The 15,417-nt window shown below is 68.4% G+C and carries 23 protein-coding genes; 3 read left to right on the forward strand and 20 right to left on the reverse strand.

What is annotated here, in order from left to right; genetic code table 11:
• A partial coding sequence (locus IEY55_RS26435) for a pentapeptide repeat-containing protein (protein ID WP_229686778.1) occupies positions 1 to 505 on the forward strand: 505 nt, incomplete at its 5' end.
• A 23-nt stretch (positions 506 to 528) separates the two neighbouring features.
• Here the strand turns inward: IEY55_RS26435 and IEY55_RS26440 are convergent.
• From IEY55_RS26440 to IEY55_RS26470, 7 genes are read right to left on the reverse strand one after another with little or no spacing between them, the layout of a single operon-like run.
• Complete coding sequence (locus IEY55_RS26440; RefSeq protein WP_189061275.1) at positions 529 to 1,458, reverse strand: glycoside hydrolase family 25 protein; 930 nt, start codon at positions 1,456 to 1,458, stop codon at positions 529 to 531.
• 2 nt (positions 1,459 to 1,460) lie between these two features.
• A complete protein-coding gene (locus tag IEY55_RS26445) occupies positions 1,461 to 1,724 on the reverse strand; it encodes a hypothetical protein (protein ID WP_189061276.1) in 264 nt (87 codons plus the stop codon).
• A 22-nt stretch (positions 1,725 to 1,746) separates the two neighbouring features.
• Positions 1,747 to 2,469, reverse strand: a complete 723-nt coding sequence (locus tag IEY55_RS26450; RefSeq protein ID WP_189061277.1) for a hypothetical protein — start codon at positions 2,467 to 2,469, stop codon at positions 1,747 to 1,749.
• Positions 2,470 to 2,489: 20 nt separating this feature from the next.
• Positions 2,490 to 3,620: a hypothetical protein gene (locus IEY55_RS26455; RefSeq protein ID WP_189061278.1), complete on the reverse strand. Its 1,131-nt coding sequence runs from the start codon at positions 3,618 to 3,620 to the stop codon at positions 2,490 to 2,492.
• Between the two features lies 1 nt (position 3,621).
• Entirely contained in the window at positions 3,622 to 4,839 is a 1,218-nt protein-coding gene (locus tag IEY55_RS26460) for a hypothetical protein (protein WP_189061279.1), read from the reverse strand.
• A gap of 16 nt (positions 4,840 to 4,855) precedes the next feature.
• On the reverse strand, positions 4,856 to 5,725 hold the full coding sequence (locus IEY55_RS26465) for a phage distal tail protein (RefSeq protein WP_189061280.1): 870 nt from the start codon (positions 5,723 to 5,725) through the stop codon (positions 4,856 to 4,858).
• A gap of 5 nt (positions 5,726 to 5,730) precedes the next feature.
• The gene (locus IEY55_RS26470; RefSeq protein WP_189061281.1) at positions 5,731 to 7,971 is read right to left on the reverse strand and encodes a phage tail tape measure protein; all 2,241 of its coding nucleotides are present in this window, start codon (positions 7,969 to 7,971) and stop codon (positions 5,731 to 5,733) included.
• Between the two features lie 279 nt (positions 7,972 to 8,250).
• On the opposite strand from IEY55_RS26470, the gene IEY55_RS26475 reads away from it, so the two are divergent.
• On the forward strand, positions 8,251 to 8,862 hold the full coding sequence (locus tag IEY55_RS26475) for a hypothetical protein (RefSeq protein WP_229686779.1): 612 nt from the start codon (positions 8,251 to 8,253) through the stop codon (positions 8,860 to 8,862).
• Between the two features lie 6 nt (positions 8,863 to 8,868).
• Here IEY55_RS26475 and IEY55_RS26480 read toward each other — a convergent pair whose 3' ends face one another.
• From IEY55_RS26480 to IEY55_RS26540, 13 genes are all read right to left on the reverse strand, one after another.
• Positions 8,869 to 9,027, reverse strand: a complete 159-nt coding sequence (locus IEY55_RS26480) for a hypothetical protein (RefSeq protein ID WP_189061282.1) — start codon at positions 9,025 to 9,027, stop codon at positions 8,869 to 8,871.
• Between the two features lie 59 nt (positions 9,028 to 9,086).
• Complete coding sequence (locus tag IEY55_RS26485) at positions 9,087 to 9,503, reverse strand: hypothetical protein (RefSeq protein ID WP_189061283.1); 417 nt, start codon at positions 9,501 to 9,503, stop codon at positions 9,087 to 9,089.
• The gene (locus IEY55_RS26490; protein WP_189061284.1) at positions 9,503 to 9,946 is read right to left on the reverse strand and encodes a phage tail tube protein; all 444 of its coding nucleotides are present in this window, start codon (positions 9,944 to 9,946) and stop codon (positions 9,503 to 9,505) included. The genes IEY55_RS26485 and IEY55_RS26490 overlap by 1 nt, the downstream gene beginning before the upstream one ends.
• A 15-nt stretch (positions 9,947 to 9,961) precedes the next feature.
• Positions 9,962 to 10,384, reverse strand: a complete 423-nt coding sequence (locus IEY55_RS26495; RefSeq protein WP_189061285.1) for a minor capsid protein — start codon at positions 10,382 to 10,384, stop codon at positions 9,962 to 9,964.
• Positions 10,381 to 10,731 carry a minor capsid protein gene (locus tag IEY55_RS26500; protein ID WP_189061286.1) on the reverse strand — a complete coding sequence of 117 codons (351 nt, stop codon included), beginning with the start codon at positions 10,729 to 10,731 and terminating at the stop codon, positions 10,381 to 10,383. The genes IEY55_RS26495 and IEY55_RS26500 overlap by 4 nt, the downstream gene beginning before the upstream one ends.
• Positions 10,728 to 11,054 carry a hypothetical protein gene (locus IEY55_RS26505; RefSeq protein ID WP_189061287.1) on the reverse strand — a complete coding sequence of 109 codons (327 nt, stop codon included), beginning with the start codon at positions 11,052 to 11,054 and terminating at the stop codon, positions 10,728 to 10,730. Before IEY55_RS26505 ends, IEY55_RS26500 begins: the two co-directional genes overlap by 4 nt.
• A 21-nt stretch (positions 11,055 to 11,075) precedes the next feature.
• A complete protein-coding gene (locus IEY55_RS26510) occupies positions 11,076 to 11,486 on the reverse strand; it encodes a head-tail connector protein (RefSeq protein ID WP_189061288.1) in 411 nt (136 codons plus the stop codon).
• 4 nt (positions 11,487 to 11,490) lie between these two features.
• Entirely contained in the window at positions 11,491 to 11,844 is a 354-nt protein-coding gene (locus tag IEY55_RS26515; protein ID WP_189061289.1) for a hypothetical protein, read from the reverse strand.
• A 3-nt stretch (positions 11,845 to 11,847) separates the two neighbouring features.
• Complete coding sequence (locus IEY55_RS26520; protein ID WP_189061290.1) at positions 11,848 to 12,072, reverse strand: hypothetical protein; 225 nt, start codon at positions 12,070 to 12,072, stop codon at positions 11,848 to 11,850.
• A gap of 64 nt (positions 12,073 to 12,136) precedes the next feature.
• Positions 12,137 to 12,712, reverse strand: a complete 576-nt coding sequence (locus tag IEY55_RS26525; protein WP_189061291.1) for a hypothetical protein — start codon at positions 12,710 to 12,712, stop codon at positions 12,137 to 12,139.
• Positions 12,709 to 12,999, reverse strand: coding sequence for a hypothetical protein (locus IEY55_RS26530; RefSeq protein WP_189061292.1), 291 nt, complete (start codon positions 12,997 to 12,999; stop codon positions 12,709 to 12,711). The genes IEY55_RS26525 and IEY55_RS26530 overlap by 4 nt, the downstream gene beginning before the upstream one ends.
• Before the next feature lie 3 nt (positions 13,000 to 13,002).
• The gene (locus IEY55_RS26535) at positions 13,003 to 14,058 is read right to left on the reverse strand and encodes a major capsid protein (protein WP_189061293.1); all 1,056 of its coding nucleotides are present in this window, start codon (positions 14,056 to 14,058) and stop codon (positions 13,003 to 13,005) included.
• Positions 14,059 to 14,087: 29 nt separating this feature from the next.
• Positions 14,088 to 14,924: a hypothetical protein gene (locus IEY55_RS26540; protein WP_189061294.1), complete on the reverse strand. Its 837-nt coding sequence runs from the start codon at positions 14,922 to 14,924 to the stop codon at positions 14,088 to 14,090.
• 95 nt (positions 14,925 to 15,019) lie between these two features.
• Here IEY55_RS26540 and IEY55_RS26545 point away from each other — a divergent pair, with 95 nt between their 5' ends.
• Positions 15,020 to 15,415: a hypothetical protein gene (locus IEY55_RS26545; protein WP_189061295.1), complete on the forward strand. Its 396-nt coding sequence runs from the start codon at positions 15,020 to 15,022 to the stop codon at positions 15,413 to 15,415.
• Positions 15,416 to 15,417 lie beyond the last annotated feature (2 nt).

Below are 15,417 nucleotides of genomic sequence, written 5' to 3' on the forward strand. Positions count from 1 at the left end.
CCTTTCTGACCTTGGCCGCCGCCCTCACCTGCTACAAGAGACTCACCAAGTGAGACACGCTCTTAATGGTGCCCAGTTCGGTAGGGTAGCCAGCTTCTATGATGTCCAGTTCGGTGGAGAGGCCCAGTTCGCTGCTGCCCGTTTTGGTGGGAACACCAGGTTCGACTGTGCCCATTTTGATAAAGACGTCTGGTTTAACCGTGTTCGTTTCGGTGGAGACGTCATGCTCGAGGAAACCACGTTCATCGGGGTCGTCGGGTTTGCTCGTGCCCAGTTCAGCCGGAGCGTCTATTTCGGCGTATGGACACGTGTGGTAATGGACGACGCTAGGGTTTGTCTCGACGTTGACGAGGTCGAGCGGACATGGCCTCAAGGCTGGTCAGTGGAAGAGCCCTGTCGTCTGGATGATGGCAGACTTGACGATCAGTCAGGGATATGGGGCCGTCTTGTTCGCACCCCAGACGAGTCCGAGGCTTCCCTGGAGAACGTGCCGGAGCCGGAGTGACGGAGGGCCGGGCACCAGGCGGCCTACCCCTTCCGCTCGACGCGCCTGAGACGCTCAGCCAGCTTGTCGACGATCGTGTCGGCTTGGGCGGTGTTGTCTTCGCCGAGGACGTCGCGAATGACCTCGCTGAGTTCGGGTCGGAGGGCCTGAGCCACGGCGGCTGGGTCGGTCGGGGTGAGGCCGGCGACTGCGGCCTGGAGGGCGGCCGTCCGTTCTGAGTTCCGTACCAGGTGGAGGTAGTGGTCGCCGGCGTGGCGGATGCCCTCGATGCCGTGTTGCCACCACTCGTACAGCTCCTGCAATCGGCGGCGGTCGTCGTCGGTGAACATGTCGTTCTCCAAGTCTTGGGTGAGGGAGAGCAGGGTTTGGTCGGGCGTGAGGGCGTTCATGTCGACGTTGCCGGCGATGCCGGGCACCTGCCCGGTGCTGGTGTATTGGTGCATCACCACCCGGGGGGTCGCGTGGCCGGGTTGGCCGGTTGGGCGTCCGTAGTGCGCCACCCACCACCAGATGTCGTTGGCGTCGGCCCACGGCTCACCGAGGTGGCCGAGCAGGAAGTTGGTGGAGGCGTAGACCATCACCCGGTGCCGGCCCAGCCGTTGTCGCAGCCGCGCGACGAAGGCGCCGCACCAGGTGCGCAGGTTTTCGCCGGTGAGCTCGATGTCCAGGCAGGGCGGTAGGTAGCCGGGGCCGTGGGCGCCCAAACGCAAGACCTGATCGGCGAACGTGTCTGCTTCTGCGCTCGGCGGGTTTCCGGTATCAGGGCGGGCGAAGTGGTATAGCCCGACCACCAGTCCGGCAGCCCGGGCACCGTGGTACTGGCTGTCGAGTGTGGGGGAGAGGTAGCCCACGCCTTCGGTGGCCTTGATGTAGGCGAACTCGATGCCTGCGCCGCGGACGGCGGCCCAGTTCGGGTGTCCTTGGTGGGAGGAGACGTCGATGCCGCGTGCCATGGCTAGATCCTCACCACGGCTTGCAGGAGTGAGATCAGTCCGGCGCCGCCGATACTGCCGAGCGCCGCGGCAGCACCGACGGTGCGCCACCGGAACTGCTCCAGCGCGCGAACTCGGTTGTCGAGGTCGGCTAGGCGTCGGACTTCGCTGGAGAGCGCGCGGACGTCGGAGCGCATCTCGCGGAGTTCGTCGCGTACCACGTCAATGCGGGAGAACAGTTCATCGGGTGTGATGACCACCGATCCCGGTGGGGGCTGTTCGGTCATCACCGGTCCCCTTTCTGGCTGGTTAGGATTGTTCGCCGAAGATGCCGATGATGCCGAGGCGTCCCTCGCCGGAGCCGGCGGAGATACGGGCCCACATCCGCAGGTCGAGTGCCTGTTTCGGTACGCGGCCGGTGGTGATGTCCAGTTTTCCGGTGGAGGTGGCGAGGAAGGTGTCGGTGTAGCTGTCGGTGTAGAGCACGTCCTCGTTGACTCCCGATCCCTCGGTGAGCTGGACGTCGACGGTGACGCCGGTGGGGGCGTACACCAGGAACGAAACCCACAGGTAGGGGTTCGACCAGGGGATGACCCCACGGAAGATCTCCTCGAAGCTGCTGCTGGTGAATGCTTCCAGGGAGTTGAATCGGCTGGGGTACAGGGCTCCGGTGAGGTGGGGGGTGGCCAGGCCCCATCCGGTTTCGGCGTCGTCGGAGACGATGATGGCCCCGTTGTTGTCGCGGTAGGACCAGAACTGGAGGCCGCCCTGGGCTTCGCCGAGCTCGTGGGCGACGGTGCCGTTGTCCCGTCGGGTTTGGATGAAGTACTGGCCGCCGGGGGACTGGGAGACCAGCAGCAGGGTGTGCCCGGTGGGGTGCAGTACCTGGAAGAACGCGCCGTCCTGGACGGTGAGTCCACCCCGGGAGATCGTGGCGCTGCTGAGTCCGATGGCTTTGCGGACTTCGTTGAGTTCGCGTTCCAGGCGTTTGATCCGGTCGAGGGTGTTGGTGGGTTGGTTGACCTGCCCCATGTCAGCTCCGGGTGCGGATGTTAGGCGACGTCGTCGAGCAGGGGTGCCATCGTCAGCTCGAGCCGTTCGGCGTCGTCGCCGGGGGCGATGGTGATGTCGATGACGCGCATCGTGGTGTCGATGCGGTGTGGGAAGAATAGGTCCGGCCCCAGCAGGACCCGGCCGTCGTCGCCGCGGGTCACCTCGGCCGCGGTCGGGGGAGTGTCGCCGCGGAGGGTGAGCACCGGGAGCGCGACCGGGAGTCGGGTCGCGGTCTGGTCGGCTTCGGCGTGGTCCCGGAGTGTCTGCTCGACCACGACGCCGGTGTAGGTGCGCTCGGATTCCAGGAGTGGGTATCCGGCGTCGTAGCGGCTGGTGTCTTCGTGGTAGGCGATCGGGATTCCGAGGTCGACGCCTTCCCCGGCGGCGTAGGCGCGGGTGGTCATGCGGGTCGCATCTGAGGGCCACACGTAGTCCAGGACGTTGCCGCCGGACTCCCACACGTGCGCGCTGCCCTGCTGCCCGAGGCGGGGAGTGCCCAGTCGTAGGACGCGGCGGGGGGCGATCCCGGTGCCGGGGGCGACGTCGAAGGCCATGTCGGGGCCGGACAGGACGTTGCACAGTTGCCGGAGGGTGTCGCCGACCTCGCGGAGTTCGTGACCGTGGTAGGTGCGGTCGCGGAAGATCCCGGTGGAGGTGCTGTCTGTTTCGATCAGGATGTCCCCGCCGGTGTGGGACTGGGCGAGTGCGACGAGGTTGCGGGCGATCTGGTTCTGTTCGGTGTTGGTGTAGCTGACGGTGCGGGAGGCGATGTGATCGATCGCGGTGGACGTCAGTACCGGTAGCACCTTGCGGTGATCGAAGTAGGACCAGAACTCTCCGGCGCCGATGCTTACCGTCTGCTCGGTGCTGGTGTAGCGGCGGGTCCAGATGATGCCGCCCCATATCGGGTGCCCGTCCCGGAGCGCATAGAGGCAGCGTCGGGCGGGCATGGTCAGGTCGTAGGGGTTGCGGCGGGTGGTGGCGTTGCTGGTGTCCAGCTTCCAGGTGGCGTTGAGCTGCCCGGAGTCGTTGAGCGGCTTGGTGAATTTCACGCCGGTCAGTGGTAGCTCGTCGAGGATCGTGTTGGTGCGCAGGTCGGCGACCAGGTAGGTGTAGATCGGGGCGGGCATCTCAGTTGCTCACCCGTCGTACCACCAGCCGCGGTCGTACCGACAACGCCACATCGAGGTCGGAGCCGTGCTCGTGATAGACCACGACCTCGAGGTAGTCACCGGTGACGAAGGTGTCCTCGCCGTCCAGGTGCAGGGGGGCGTGGTTGTTGGCGATGGCGTTGTAGCGAGTGTCGGCCAGGATGTCGCTGGAGGAGCCGTTGACCCGCAGTTGCCCTACGCGCAGGGTCGAGGTGCTGGTGAACGCAAACGCGCCGTTGAACGTGCACCGGTAGCGGCCGGAGGTGGGGATCTGGACCCGGGAGGGGGTTACCGAGTCCCACATGTCCAGCTCGTCCTCATCGGGCGCGTCCCAGTTGATCGGGGTCACCGCCCCGCTGGGGATGGGCTGTGCCGTGGTGCGTTGGAGCGCCACCTCGGGAAACATCCGCACCCACGCGCTGCCGGTGTAGCGGTAGGGCAGGTTCGTGGACCGGGAAAACGCGATCTGCCCGGTGGAGGGGTTGCTGATGTCGGCCAGTGCGGTGGTGCTGACCATCGCCGGGTTCCGCCACGCCGTCCCGTCGAACACCTCGAGCCAGTCCCGGTCGGTGCGGTAGACGGCCATCCCGTCGTAAGGGTCGGTGATGATGTCCCGGGCGGTCTGGGACGGCACCGGTAGCACGCCGCCGAGGGTGGTGGTGTAGCGGTCGGTCCCGCGCAGGTCGACGATGTCGCTGCTGGTGATCTGGTCGGCGTTGGCGGGGACGACGATCCGCGCCAAGCGGATGTAGTCCGATGACCCGTCCACCGGAGGGTCGGTGGGGGTGGCCGCCGGTGTGCCGACGACGTGCCGGATCCGCAGTTGGGAGTCGGCGTCGGCGAAGTAGGCGTCCGACTGCTGGACGACGATCAAATCGTGGCGGGGGTTGGCCGGATCGGCGGGCGCGGTGCCGAGCACGTCGGTGTCCCACGTGGCATCCAGGGTCCAGGTGTAGGTGCCGCCGCCGCGGTTGGACTGCCGCACGTACTGAAACGGGGAGGTATGGACAAACCCGTCCGGAGTGGGTGCGCTGGCGGTGACCGCACCCGGATCACTGCCCCCGGTCGGGGTGAATCCGGAGCGGGCGGTGATTGCCCCGGTGGGTGCCCACACCGCCCCCATCGCCAGGCGGGCATCCTCGACGTCCAGGAGGCGTTCGGTATCCGAGCCGACGGCCCAGGAGTCGCGGACAGCCACAGTCCGACCCCCTCATTCAGATCGAGGTGTGGTGGTAGAGGCAGGTCAGCTCGGTGACGGGGTCGTGGACCGCGGCGGTGTAGCGGATCCGGGTCGTGCCGGGCGGCAGGGTGAACCACTCCCGGAACCGCAGCCGGTTGGAGCGGGAGACGCCGGAGCCGAGAAGAACGGTGCGGTCGTGGTACGTCAGCTCCAGGGTGTGCCCGGCGGGCAACGTGTAGTCGTCCTCGAACCACAGTCGGGCACCGGTGTCGGCGTTGGTAATCCGAGGCCCGGTGACGGGGCCGGTGATGGCCCACACCGGTTCGGCGTGTCCGGTGCCCTGGTTGGTGACGACCAGCTCGCCGCCGGACTGGCCGGGTCCGAAGTCGAGCGGGAATGCCAGGGGAAACGACACACCCGACCCGGTGGGTGCCGGAAGCCGGGTTGAGGGCGTCTGCCGCGGCAACTCCAGCAACCTGGGGTTGGTGGCTTTCCACCGCAGCGCACCCTGCGTGTAGCCGACCGCGAAGTGCTTGTCGGTCGGGATGCTCCGGTGCGTGCACCGCGCTATCACCAGGTGCTTGCGGCCTTGGAGTTGGATGATCAGCGGCTCCTCGACCGGGTTCTCCGTGGGGGCGGTGGCGGTTCGCAGCAGGTCTACTGCGTCCGAGAACTCCGTGTGCGGGCCGCGGATGTGGAACCCGAACTCCACGATTCGCGGCTCTGCCAGCATCTGGCCGGGTTGGGCGCCGTGTCGCCCGACCAGTTCCTGGTCTCCGTCGCGCATCCCGGGCAGGTCCAGCCAGCCCGTCAGGAAGCGCCAGCCGTAGACGGTGCCCGAGCCCAGCAGCAGACCCCGCCACTCGATCTGGCCGTCCACGGTGAGGAGATCGCCGGCCGCCACCCGCGTCACCCCCCGGTTCGGGACAGCCAGTCCAACTCGGACGCGATCGCGTGAGGAGACTGGGCTGGGGTGGCGTGGAAGTGCTCGATGTGCACCGCCGACCTCTCGGTGCCGGCCTGCGCGCCGGGCCGGAGCAGCGGGGCGACCGCGGGGTGCACGGCCGCCCCGGTGACGGCCGAGGCGGGGCTGGGAAGCACCAGGTCCACCGCCGAGGCCCGGTTGGCGAGCAGGGTGGCGGCGCGGGACACCATCGGCGCCATGCGTTCCAGGCCGATCGCGAAGCCCTCACCGGTGAACTCGCCGAGTTGGGCGAACACGCGGGACGGTGAGCCGATGCCGAGCCAGGACTTCACGGTGTTGACCGCGTCCTGGGCCATCTGCCGAACCTTGCCCAGCAACCGCCCGACCATGTGGGAGACGCCGCGGATCATGCCCTGGATCAGGTCACGGCCGGCGTTGTAGAGCAGGGAGCGCAGGTTGCCCAGCGCACGCAGGATGCGGCCGGGCAGGCCGGCGACCCACGAGACCAGCTCCACGAGCTTGCCGATCGCGGCAGCACGGGCCCGCTCGAAGAACGCACGGACCCGGTCGGGGATGCTCCTCAGCCAGCCGATCGCATCCAGCACCCGCCGCACGTTGGCCGAGACCCACGACGTGATCACCGTCCAGACCGCGGAGACCTTGTCCCAGACCGCCGTCCAGATCTTGGCCGTCTGCTCCTTGATGGTGTCCCAGTTGGCGATGATCAGGGCAACGAGGGCGACCACGGCGGCCATCACCCAGCCGACCGGTCCCATGGCGATGACCCAGGCCGCGGCGACCCTTGCGGCGTGGATCAGGGCCTGCACACCGAGCCAGGCAAACTGGGCGACCATGAGGGCGATCTGGACGGAGTGAACCACGGCCGCGGCAATGGCCTGCGCCCTGGCCAGCAGCCACGCAGCGGCGACGCGGGCCATGCTCACGGTCGCCGCAACTCCTAACACGATGAGGTGGGGGACGAGCACCGTGGCGATCAGTCCCGCGAGGATGGAGACGGGAACCTGGTTCTCGCTGAGCCACTGCGCCATCGCCTGCAGCGCGGGGATCACCGTGGCGTTGAGCACCTCACCCAGCACCGCAAGAGCAGGACCGAAAGCGCGCGACAGCACCCCGACGACGGCCTCCAGCGCGGGGATCGCCTGACCGCCCAGGAACTCGACGAACGCCGCCGAGACCTGCCGCTTGAACGCCTCCAGCCGGGTGGCGGCGTTGTCGTTGAGGGTGGTGCCCATGCGGTCGGCCGCGCCGGCCACATCCCCCAGCGCGGTCACGGCCGCTGAGGGGTCAAGGGCGAACAGGGCGTCACCGAGGTCCTCAGCCTTCGTGCCGAACAACGCCACCGCGGCGGCATCCCGCGCAACCGGGTCCTCCATCCCGCGCAACCGGTCCAGCACCACGTCGAGCGCGGCGGCGGCCTGCGGCCCACCCCGGGCGAAGGTGGCCGCCATCTCCTCCGCAGACAGGCCAATGGCGTCGAAGCCCTCCACCGTGGTCTTGCTGCCGTCGATGGCGCGGATCGCGAACTCCTTGAGCGCATCCGCCACCGTGTCCGCATCCCGGGCACCGGCCTGCAACCCCTGGGAGAGCAGGCCCATGGCCTCCTGGCCGGTCAGGCCGAGGTCCCGGAACTTGGTGGAGTACTCGGAGACAGTGTCCAGCAGGTCCTGGGCCTCGTCCGCCCCGGTCTGGAACCCGCGGATGATCACGTCGAACGCCTCGTCGGCGTCGGCCACCAGCCCGGTCTTGAGCAGCTTGCCGACCGCGCGCGTGACCTTGCCGACGTCCTCGGCCATGACCGTCGACAGGTCCAGGGCCTTGGCGGTGATGCGCTGCAGATCGGCCTCGGATGCGGCCCGCATCCCGTCGATGTGGTGGATCACGCCCCGGATCGCGTCGTTGATCTGTTCCAGCGACTCGCCGTAGGCCTGCGAGTACAGCTGCCCGGCGGTGGCCCCGATCCGGGCCGACTCGGCCTCGGTGAGCCCGAGTTGGGCGGCGAGCTTGTCGTGGGCGGCCTCGGCGGAGACCGCTCCGGCCAGGCTCGTGCCTAACGCCAGCGCCGCGCCGGCACCCACCGTGACTGCGGTGCGCCCGAGCCAGGTCCCGAACGCTGCGAACCGCGTTTTCGCGGTCTCAACCCCGGTGTCGAACCCCTTCGATTCGAGGTCGAGGTAGCCGACCAACTCGCCGATGGTGAGGGCCACGATCGCACCCCCTCACCGATGGTTGAGAAGACAGCTCATAGGGTTTGATCGCTGCACCTGACGGCGGGAAATCGTCCGGTGTCGGACGAGCGGCACGCACCCGTTCCTGTGTGTGGTGGCCGCATCGCCTGCACACCCCTATCTGCCACAAGGTGGCTCCGTCGCGACCGCAAAACCGTTTCACCAAGGAACCGTGGTGCGAGAAGCTCGCCAGGCGGAGGGGCAACGAGACCGGCGGGTCACTCACATGCTGCTGGGACGCCGACAGGAGAAGGGGCTATGGCACGACCTGCAGTTGGGGAAGCCTTACGCCGCTGCGCGGCATGTGGCGGGTACGAGTACAGCGGTGGGCTTGCGTGTGCGGCCTGTCGCCAGTTGGTAGACGGCATCGTCGAGGAGGAGTGGCGGTCCTTTCTGCATCGCTGGAGCGTCGGTAAGGGCCAGGAGGCCGAACTGGCCGAGATGGTGGTGGACGAGCCCGACCGCCACGACTGGCGGGTGGTGGACGCCGCACTCGACAGGTTGGCCTGCGCCGAATGTGGTGACCGGCTCAGCCGCGGGCCAATCGGCTGCCCTGCCTGCGACCTGGCCCACGGCTTCCGCTATGCGGCGATCGAGACCGACCGGCCGGGCGTTGTGCCGGGCAACGAACACGCCATCCGCGTCAACGTCTCGGTCGTACGCCGGCCTCACGTCACCTCGGCAAACGAGGTCCTCGCGCGGCGCCTGCTGTTGCCCGTCCTTCTGGTGGGATACCTGCCCACCATCGACGAGGCCCAGCGGATCAGCGCGCTGATCAAGAGAAGTCCCCCGGCACAGAAGATCCTCCTTCTGGAGGAGACCATCGAGGGCATCAAGCGCCAACGTGCCAGGAATGGCCCCTCCACATGAGATGAGTTAGGTACGCAACTGTGCGGTGATCGCGGTGATCTCCTGCGGGTCGCTCACGACCCTCGGTTGCTTATCCGCCCACTGTCGCCACACCGCATCCCCCGACAGGCCGGACACGTAGGCAGTGAAGTCGTCCCAGGACAGGCCGGTGTCGATCTCGGTCATGAGGTCGGCGCCGTATTCGCGTCGCCAGTCCGCGCGCAGGTAGCGCCAGCCGGCCAGGATCAGGCCGAGGGTGTGTTCGCTGTCGCCGCCCCCTCGTTGGGGGCCGCGGCTTCCCCCTGGTTCGCCCAGTTCTTCATGCGGTCCATGCAGTAGCGCAACACGTCGGCCAGCTGGTCCAAGTCCAGGCCCTCGTTGAGCAGGGCGGTGACGTTCTCGCTGCCGATCACCGAGCCAAGGAGTTCGACCACCGTGTCGGGATCGATAGTCTGGTCGGGGTTGCGTCGCTGGGCGGAGGCAGCAAACAGGATCAACTTGGCCGGTGGGCTCGCCGGCAACGCATACATCCGACCGAGGATGCGCACCCGAGGCCGACGGCGGCGCCGTGCCGCCCACGCGGCGTCGAAGTCGTAGTCCACATGCTCGACCGTGTCGGATTCGGTGGTGCCCCAGTGCGCGGGCTCGTGTGCGGTGGCCATCAGACCACCGCCGCCGTCGAGGCCACGCCGGAGCGGGTGAACGTCGCCGACCAGGAGGTCTTGTCGTTGTTGCCCCCGCCGAGGGAGCCGGGGGAGACATAGGCGGTCCACACCGTCCACTCGCTGTCACTGTTGTGCCGGAACCGGATCTGCCCGAGGCTGGCGTCGCCGACGAACGTGGCAAGCGCATCCACACGTGCCTGCCCAGGGTCGACAACACCGGCCGTAGAGTCGCGGAGTCCTTCCACGTTCAGGGAGGCGCCGCGCTGCATGACCTGCCCCTCATACAGGCCATTCGAGGAGAACACCGTGGTGTCCACCGTTTCCTCGTTCTCCGAGCGTGAGTACTCGAAACTGTTGACACTGGCGATCTCCAGCCAGGTCGGGGTGGGCTGGCCGTCAGAAACTTGGAAGATCCAGCCGCGGGCGTCGATCTTCGCCATGATGGTCTCGCTCCCTCACACGCGGTTGATCGTGGGGCGCCGCAGCTCGGCGCGGAAGTTCACGGAGTACTCGAAGCGACCGTTGCCATCCCGGCCCATCGGGATCGGCCCGGCCTGCACCCCGATGCACGACAGCAGCAGGGTTCCCCCAGCCAGCCAGCGCTCGGCCAGGCCGTGCAGCGCGTCATAGACGTCCTGGGCACGTTGTTCCCCGATGCGGGGGTCGGTGGTGCCCCGCACCCGCACCTGCACCCGTGGTTCGTCGTAGCCCAGCTTCGAGTCCGACTCGCTGCCGCCGTACAGTGCGACCGCCAACGCGACATCCGGGGACTGGGGCAGCGCGGCCAGGTAGATGTTCCCGCCCACCGAGCCGTCCACCCGGTACTCGCCGAGCCCGAGCTGGGCGAGCAGATACGCGAACTCCTCCGAGAGGGTCACCGCAGGCTCCGGCGGATCTCTGCGGACACGATTTCATGGACGGTGCCGGTTTCGCGGGTCAGCGGGTCTTCCAGGTACTTGGCTTTGCGGCCGGGGTCGTGGCGTAGCGTCAGGTCCTCGTGTTGACGGACCGCATACGGCGTGTCGTAGGTGACGGCGGCCCGCAGGTTCGTCTCGTCGACGGAGGCGACGCCGGAGCGTTCGAGGGTGCCTTCCTCGATCGGTACTACTCGGCGGGACTCGGTGAGCACGTGCTCGGCGGCCGTCCGTAGCCCCCGCGCCGCACCCGCGTGCGCGGCGCCCTTGATCGCGGCGCCGTTCCAGCGGATACGCACGGACTTGGTCATGCCAGCACCGCCTCCACGCATGAGGGGCCGAGGGTGCCGCCGTGGTGTTCCTTGCGTTGCAGAACCACGGTTTTCCGCCCGTCCGGCAACGTGACCTCGGACTCCGGTGGCGCGGTGGTGCCGGGTTGGCAGTACAGGGTGGACTCGGAGAGCACCTCGGCGGCTTGGTCGTCACGGACTAGGCGCCGGGCGTACACCACGATCGCCCGGACCGTGACCGCCGCCCCGTAGACGGGCCCGTAGGGCCCGGAGCCCTGGTAGGGGCGAATCGTGACGTTCTGCCCGGCTTGGGCTAGCACAAACGCGGGAATACCAGCGGTCACACCAGGTCACCTCCGTCCAGGTCAGCGATGCGTGGCGACGACCCCGGGGAGCAGCCCGGCCAGCCGAAGTTCCCGAGCCGCGGTCTCCGACAGCACCGGCCGGGCGATGTCCGGTCCGGCTCCGGCGGTGGCGTCGGTGACGGTGATCGGGCCGACGGTGACCGACTGGTAGCGGCCCGGGGTGGTGTCCTCGCTGCCGGTGGTGAGCCAGTGGACGGCCTGGGCGCAGGTGGCGTCCCGCAGCGCGTCCCGGATCGTGGTGTCGGTGGGCATACCCGCGGTGTCGATGGCGTAGACGGTGCCGAGCAGCGCGTCGTCGACGGCCTTGGACGCCTGCCGCAGCAGCCGTGTGGCCTCCGGGTCCTCCGGCACGGTCACCGTGGCCGGGGCGTAGTCGACGAGGTCGGTGCGGGTGGCGTAGACGCGGGCCATCGCATCACGTGTCCTCGACGACCACGGCCGTCACGCTCGTGCTGGCCGAGAAGTCCACGTACACCTTTCCGTCGGACTGGAGTGCGGTGGCGAACTCGCGGATCACGGCGAGCTTTCCGGCGTCGACGGTGACGATGCGGTCGGGCACGTCCAGGCCGTCCAAACCGGCGCCGGAGGGGGTGGGGATCGTGACAGTGATGGACCCGGCGGAGGCGTTGTTGACGACCAGCGTGCGTTTGCCGCCGGTGTAGACGAATTGCATGCCGTTGGCGGCATCGACCGCTGTCGTCGACCCGAGCATGTCGGGGATTGGTGTCGACGACGAGACAGTCTTGACGGTGAGGTCGGTGCGCGGCATCGCCTACTCCCTGGTCTTGCGGGGTTTGGTGGGCGAGGATGCCGACGTTGCGGGATGGTCGGCCTCCTGACGACGCGGCGGCACGCCTGCCGATGGTGTGGGGGTGTCGTCGAGGCGGCGCCACCCGCTGGTGGGCTCCAGTGCAGCCAGCCCCAGCCGGGTGTCTTCCAGGCTGTTGTCGACGGTGTGGACGCGTTCGCCGCTGCGGGTGTGCACGTAGGCGGGCACGGTGACCTCCTCGGGTGTGGGGGTGGTGCCCGGTCGAGGGGAAGATGGCCGGGCACCACCCGGGTCAGGTGGCGAGGACGAGGGGCACCGGCCGCTGGACCGTTGGTGAGGCGATCGTGGCCGGGGCGGTGGCGGTCAGGCCGGAGCCGGAGGTTTGGGCGAGGTTGTGTTCGCCGGCCAGGACTGGCTTGGCGCCATGGGCACCGATCAGCGATGGCACGCCACCGGTGGTGTGGTGGAACATCACCGCGGCCCAGTAGATCCCGGACACCGTGATCGTCTGTGGGGTCTGTAGGGGCAGGGTCATCACGGTGTCCGCCGCCCATGCTGCCGTGGTCTGGTCGGCGGTCTGTGCCAGCAACGCGGGTGTGGCCGCGTTGCTGTAGAGGGCGAACCACCAGTTCGTCGGCCCGGACGCTGCGGTCGCGCCGGAGATGAATGTCAGGTTGGTGACGGTGTCGCCCTCGTGGAGGTAGATCGGTACCGAGGTCATGACGGCGTCGGTGAGGGCGTTGGCCAGGTCGTCCAGGGGTGCGCGGGGCAGGTTCGCCCGGTGGAAGACCTCGCTGGGCCGGCCGAGGGTGTTGAAGTGGGCGAGCGCATCGCGCGGCACGCCCACGTACTGTCCGAGCTGGCTCACGTGTCCTCACCTTCCCTGCGCCGCGTGCCAGGCGCCGAGGCCGTCGCGGTGGAGCGCCGTGGCTTCGGCGCGGGCTTCGTCCGCACGGGCGCCGCGTCGCCTGCGGACTCGGTCGCGTCAGCGGCCTCGTTCGCCTCGTCGAGGCGGGTGATGCCGTAGCCCTGGGAGCGGAAGTAGGCCAGGGCCGGTCCATCGCTGTTCTCGCAATGCGCTACTCCGCTGGCGAAGGTCACCCCGGCGACCTCGCCGGTGAACCCGGCAACGGGTGTGGTGATTCGGTATCGCATGGTTCAGGCCACCTTGATGTTGCGAAGGACCCCACACGCCCGGGTGTTCTTCAGCACCCCTGCCAGGGGGCCCATCTCCACCTCGCCGGTCTTGACCGCGCCGGCGGTGGAGAAGTCGGGCAGCCAGGATTGCACCAGGGGTTTGCCTGCGGCGGAGGCGGCGTGGAAGGCGTCCAGCCCGAAACTGATTGCGTACAGGTCGGTGAGGTTAGTCTGGGTGTTCGTGCCGGCGCCGAGGTCGGTGTCCCTGTCCTCGATGGGGATGATCGGGCTGGCCCCGTCCATGCGGTCACCGATGTCGATCAGGACCCACTCGCCGTAGCGTTGCACCTCGCGGCCGAGGTCGTCCTTGGTGTTGGTGTAGGTGCCGGCCCGACGAGCGATGCTGCGCACCCGGGTGATCGACCGGGTGTTGCCGAGAAGAGCCTTCACCCCTGGCGGCACATCCCCGGGGCTTCCCATGCCGCCGCCTGTCTGGCTGGGCACGATCCGCGACAGGAAGTCGTCCAGCAGGTCGAGCGCGTCGTTCGCCCTGTCCACCGTCGACAAGGTAGCCGGGGACCAGTCGGCGAAGTTGGCGCCCGCCGTACCGGGGTAGACCTCGGTGTCACTGCCCGCCAAGGCTTTGGACAGGCCGTCGAACCCGTTGGTATCCACCGCGGTGTCGCCCAGGATCAGCTCTTGGGCGAACTTGGTCTTGACGCTGATCAGCAACTGCTGGAGCTGGAAGGAGGTCTCGTTGGTTGAGGACCGACCCAGGTTGGCCAGGGTGCGGTCGACGTTGAACGCGCCACCCAGCGGATGCAGGCCGACCGTGAACTGCTGGCGTTGCGCCTCCAGCGGCGTGTACTCGCTGTTGAACGCCCGGAACTGCGCGGATCGCGCCGCGGTGAGCCGGACGTATCCGTACACCAGGGACGCGCCGTTGGTGCCTGGGGTGACGGTGTCGTCGAACACGATCTGGTCGAACAACCAGCTGTAGCGACGCAGGTTGTCGATCACCGCATAGTCCACGTCGGACTGGGTGTTGACCTGCGCCTGCGCAAGGGTGACAGGCATAGGTAGGGCTCCTCACAGGGGATGTGCCGTCAGGTGCCGTAGGCGCGTGTGACGGCGTCGAACAAGCTGGTGGGGCGCTTCCGTTCACCACGACCCGGAGCGGCGGGCACCTCCGTGCCCGACTTGGCTGGGGGCTCGGGCTTGGCGGGCGCGGCCTTCAGGGACGGGTTCGCCTTGATCACGGCCTTGATCGCGTCGGCGAGCTGGTCGGCGAAGTCCCCATCCGCCGGGTCCAGGTCGGCCACCGCGGCGAGGAAGGTCCGAGAGTCCAGGAGCGCCTTCGTGTCGGCCTGAAGACCCGGGGCGACCTCGTGCACGGCGAGTTCGATCCGGAGCTGGCGAGCCTCGGCATCCTTCGCGGCGACCTGCTCGTCTTTGGAGGCGAGCTGCCGCACCAGTTCCTCGGGATCGGCGGGCTCGTCTGCGTCCTTCTTCAGGCCGGCGGCCTTGGCGATCGTGTCGAACACGGCTTGGAAGCGCTGCTCAGCTTCCTGCTTGTCCTTCTCCGCTGCGGCACGCTTCTGCTTTTCTCGGGTGACGCTGCCGCGGAGGTTCTCGACAAGCCGTTCGGCACGCTCCCGGTCGAACTCACCCTCAATCTTCGGGGGCTTTCCGGCCGGCTGGCCCGCCTCCGAATTCTGGCCAGTTGGCGGGTCAGGGTCGGGCCCTGGCTCCTGTCCGGGGGCCGCATTCTCGTCAGGGGAACCGCTGTCGCCGCTGTCCCCGCCGCCGTCGTCGTCGGACCCGCCGAGGGCGGGCCAGATCGGGCCGCGCCGGCCGATGCCGAGCGCGCGTAGCGGCTGCCCGGTGACCGGGTCCCGCAGCGTGGGGTGGACAGGCAGAACATCAACGGTGGTGGTGCGCATCGGGAGCCCTCCTTGGAGCTGCCGTCGGGGAACACCGGCCTGCCCCTTGACAGGCCGGCGGTAACAGACCGCCACCGCGCGACGACGCACCTGGCGTGACGCGACATGGGGTGGCGGTGGTCATGGGTGTGCTCGCCCTCGTGACGGGCTGCGGCAGCGGCACAGCGGAACCGGAACTCACCAGCGCCGCAGGGACGCCGGTGTCGGCCCAGCAGGTGATCAACGCGTTCCAGGCGGCGGGCCTGCCGATGCCGGAGGTGCGCGACAACTCGCACAACTGCGAGAAGCTGGGATGCCGCGAGCAGATCACCACCGAGAAGGTGACCGTGCTCGTGTTCGACGACGAGGCGAAGGCAGCGAAGCTCGCCGAGACTTACGGCGCCGAGGACGCGTACCGGCGCGGCCGGGTGGTGCTGTCGTTCCGCGCGCAGCGGACCTCGGCGGACAAGCAGCAGCCGTATCGGGCCGAACTGGACAAGCTCACCCAGTAGCC

The sequence above is a fragment of the Longimycelium tulufanense genome, assembly GCF_014645795.1.
Taxonomy (GTDB): Bacteria; Actinomycetota; Actinomycetes; order Mycobacteriales; family Pseudonocardiaceae; genus Longimycelium; species Longimycelium tulufanense.

What these genes read in the sequence shown, in the direction of transcription:
- IEY55_RS26480 (WP_189061282.1), bottom strand. Translation starts at nt 9,027, where the DNA reads ATGACCGAGATCGACACCGGCCTGTCCTGGGACGACTTCACTGCCTAC.
- IEY55_RS26475 (WP_229686779.1), top strand. Translation starts at nt 8,251, where the DNA reads ATGGCACGACCTGCAGTTGGGGAAGCCTTACGCCGCTGCGCGGCATGT.
- IEY55_RS26490 (WP_189061284.1), bottom strand. Translation starts at nt 9,946, where the DNA reads ATGGCGAAGATCGACGCCCGCGGCTGGATCTTCCAAGTTTCTGACGGC.
- IEY55_RS26515 (WP_189061289.1), bottom strand. Translation starts at nt 11,844, where the DNA reads ATGCCGCGCACCGACCTCACCGTCAAGACTGTCTCGTCGTCGACACCA.
- IEY55_RS26485 (WP_189061283.1), bottom strand. Translation starts at nt 9,503, where the DNA reads ATGGCCACCGCACACGAGCCCGCGCACTGGGGCACCACCGAATCCGAC.
- IEY55_RS26445 (WP_189061276.1), bottom strand. Translation starts at nt 1,724, where the DNA reads ATGACCGAACAGCCCCCACCGGGATCGGTGGTCATCACACCCGATGAA.
- IEY55_RS26500 (WP_189061286.1), bottom strand. Translation starts at nt 10,731, where the DNA reads ATGACCAAGTCCGTGCGTATCCGCTGGAACGGCGCCGCGATCAAGGGC.
- IEY55_RS26540 (WP_189061294.1), bottom strand. Translation starts at nt 14,924, where the DNA reads ATGCGCACCACCACCGTTGATGTTCTGCCTGTCCACCCCACGCTGCGG.
- IEY55_RS26530 (WP_189061292.1), bottom strand. Translation starts at nt 12,999, where the DNA reads ATGCGATACCGAATCACCACACCCGTTGCCGGGTTCACCGGCGAGGTC.
- IEY55_RS26535 (WP_189061293.1), bottom strand. Translation starts at nt 14,058, where the DNA reads ATGCCTGTCACCCTTGCGCAGGCGCAGGTCAACACCCAGTCCGACGTG.
- IEY55_RS26440 (WP_189061275.1), bottom strand. Translation starts at nt 1,458, where the DNA reads ATGGCACGCGGCATCGACGTCTCCTCCCACCAAGGACACCCGAACTGG.
- IEY55_RS26455 (WP_189061278.1), bottom strand. Translation starts at nt 3,620, where the DNA reads ATGCCCGCCCCGATCTACACCTACCTGGTCGCCGACCTGCGCACCAAC.
- IEY55_RS26510 (WP_189061288.1), bottom strand. Translation starts at nt 11,486, where the DNA reads ATGGCCCGCGTCTACGCCACCCGCACCGACCTCGTCGACTACGCCCCG.
- IEY55_RS26450 (WP_189061277.1), bottom strand. Translation starts at nt 2,469, where the DNA reads ATGGGGCAGGTCAACCAACCCACCAACACCCTCGACCGGATCAAACGC.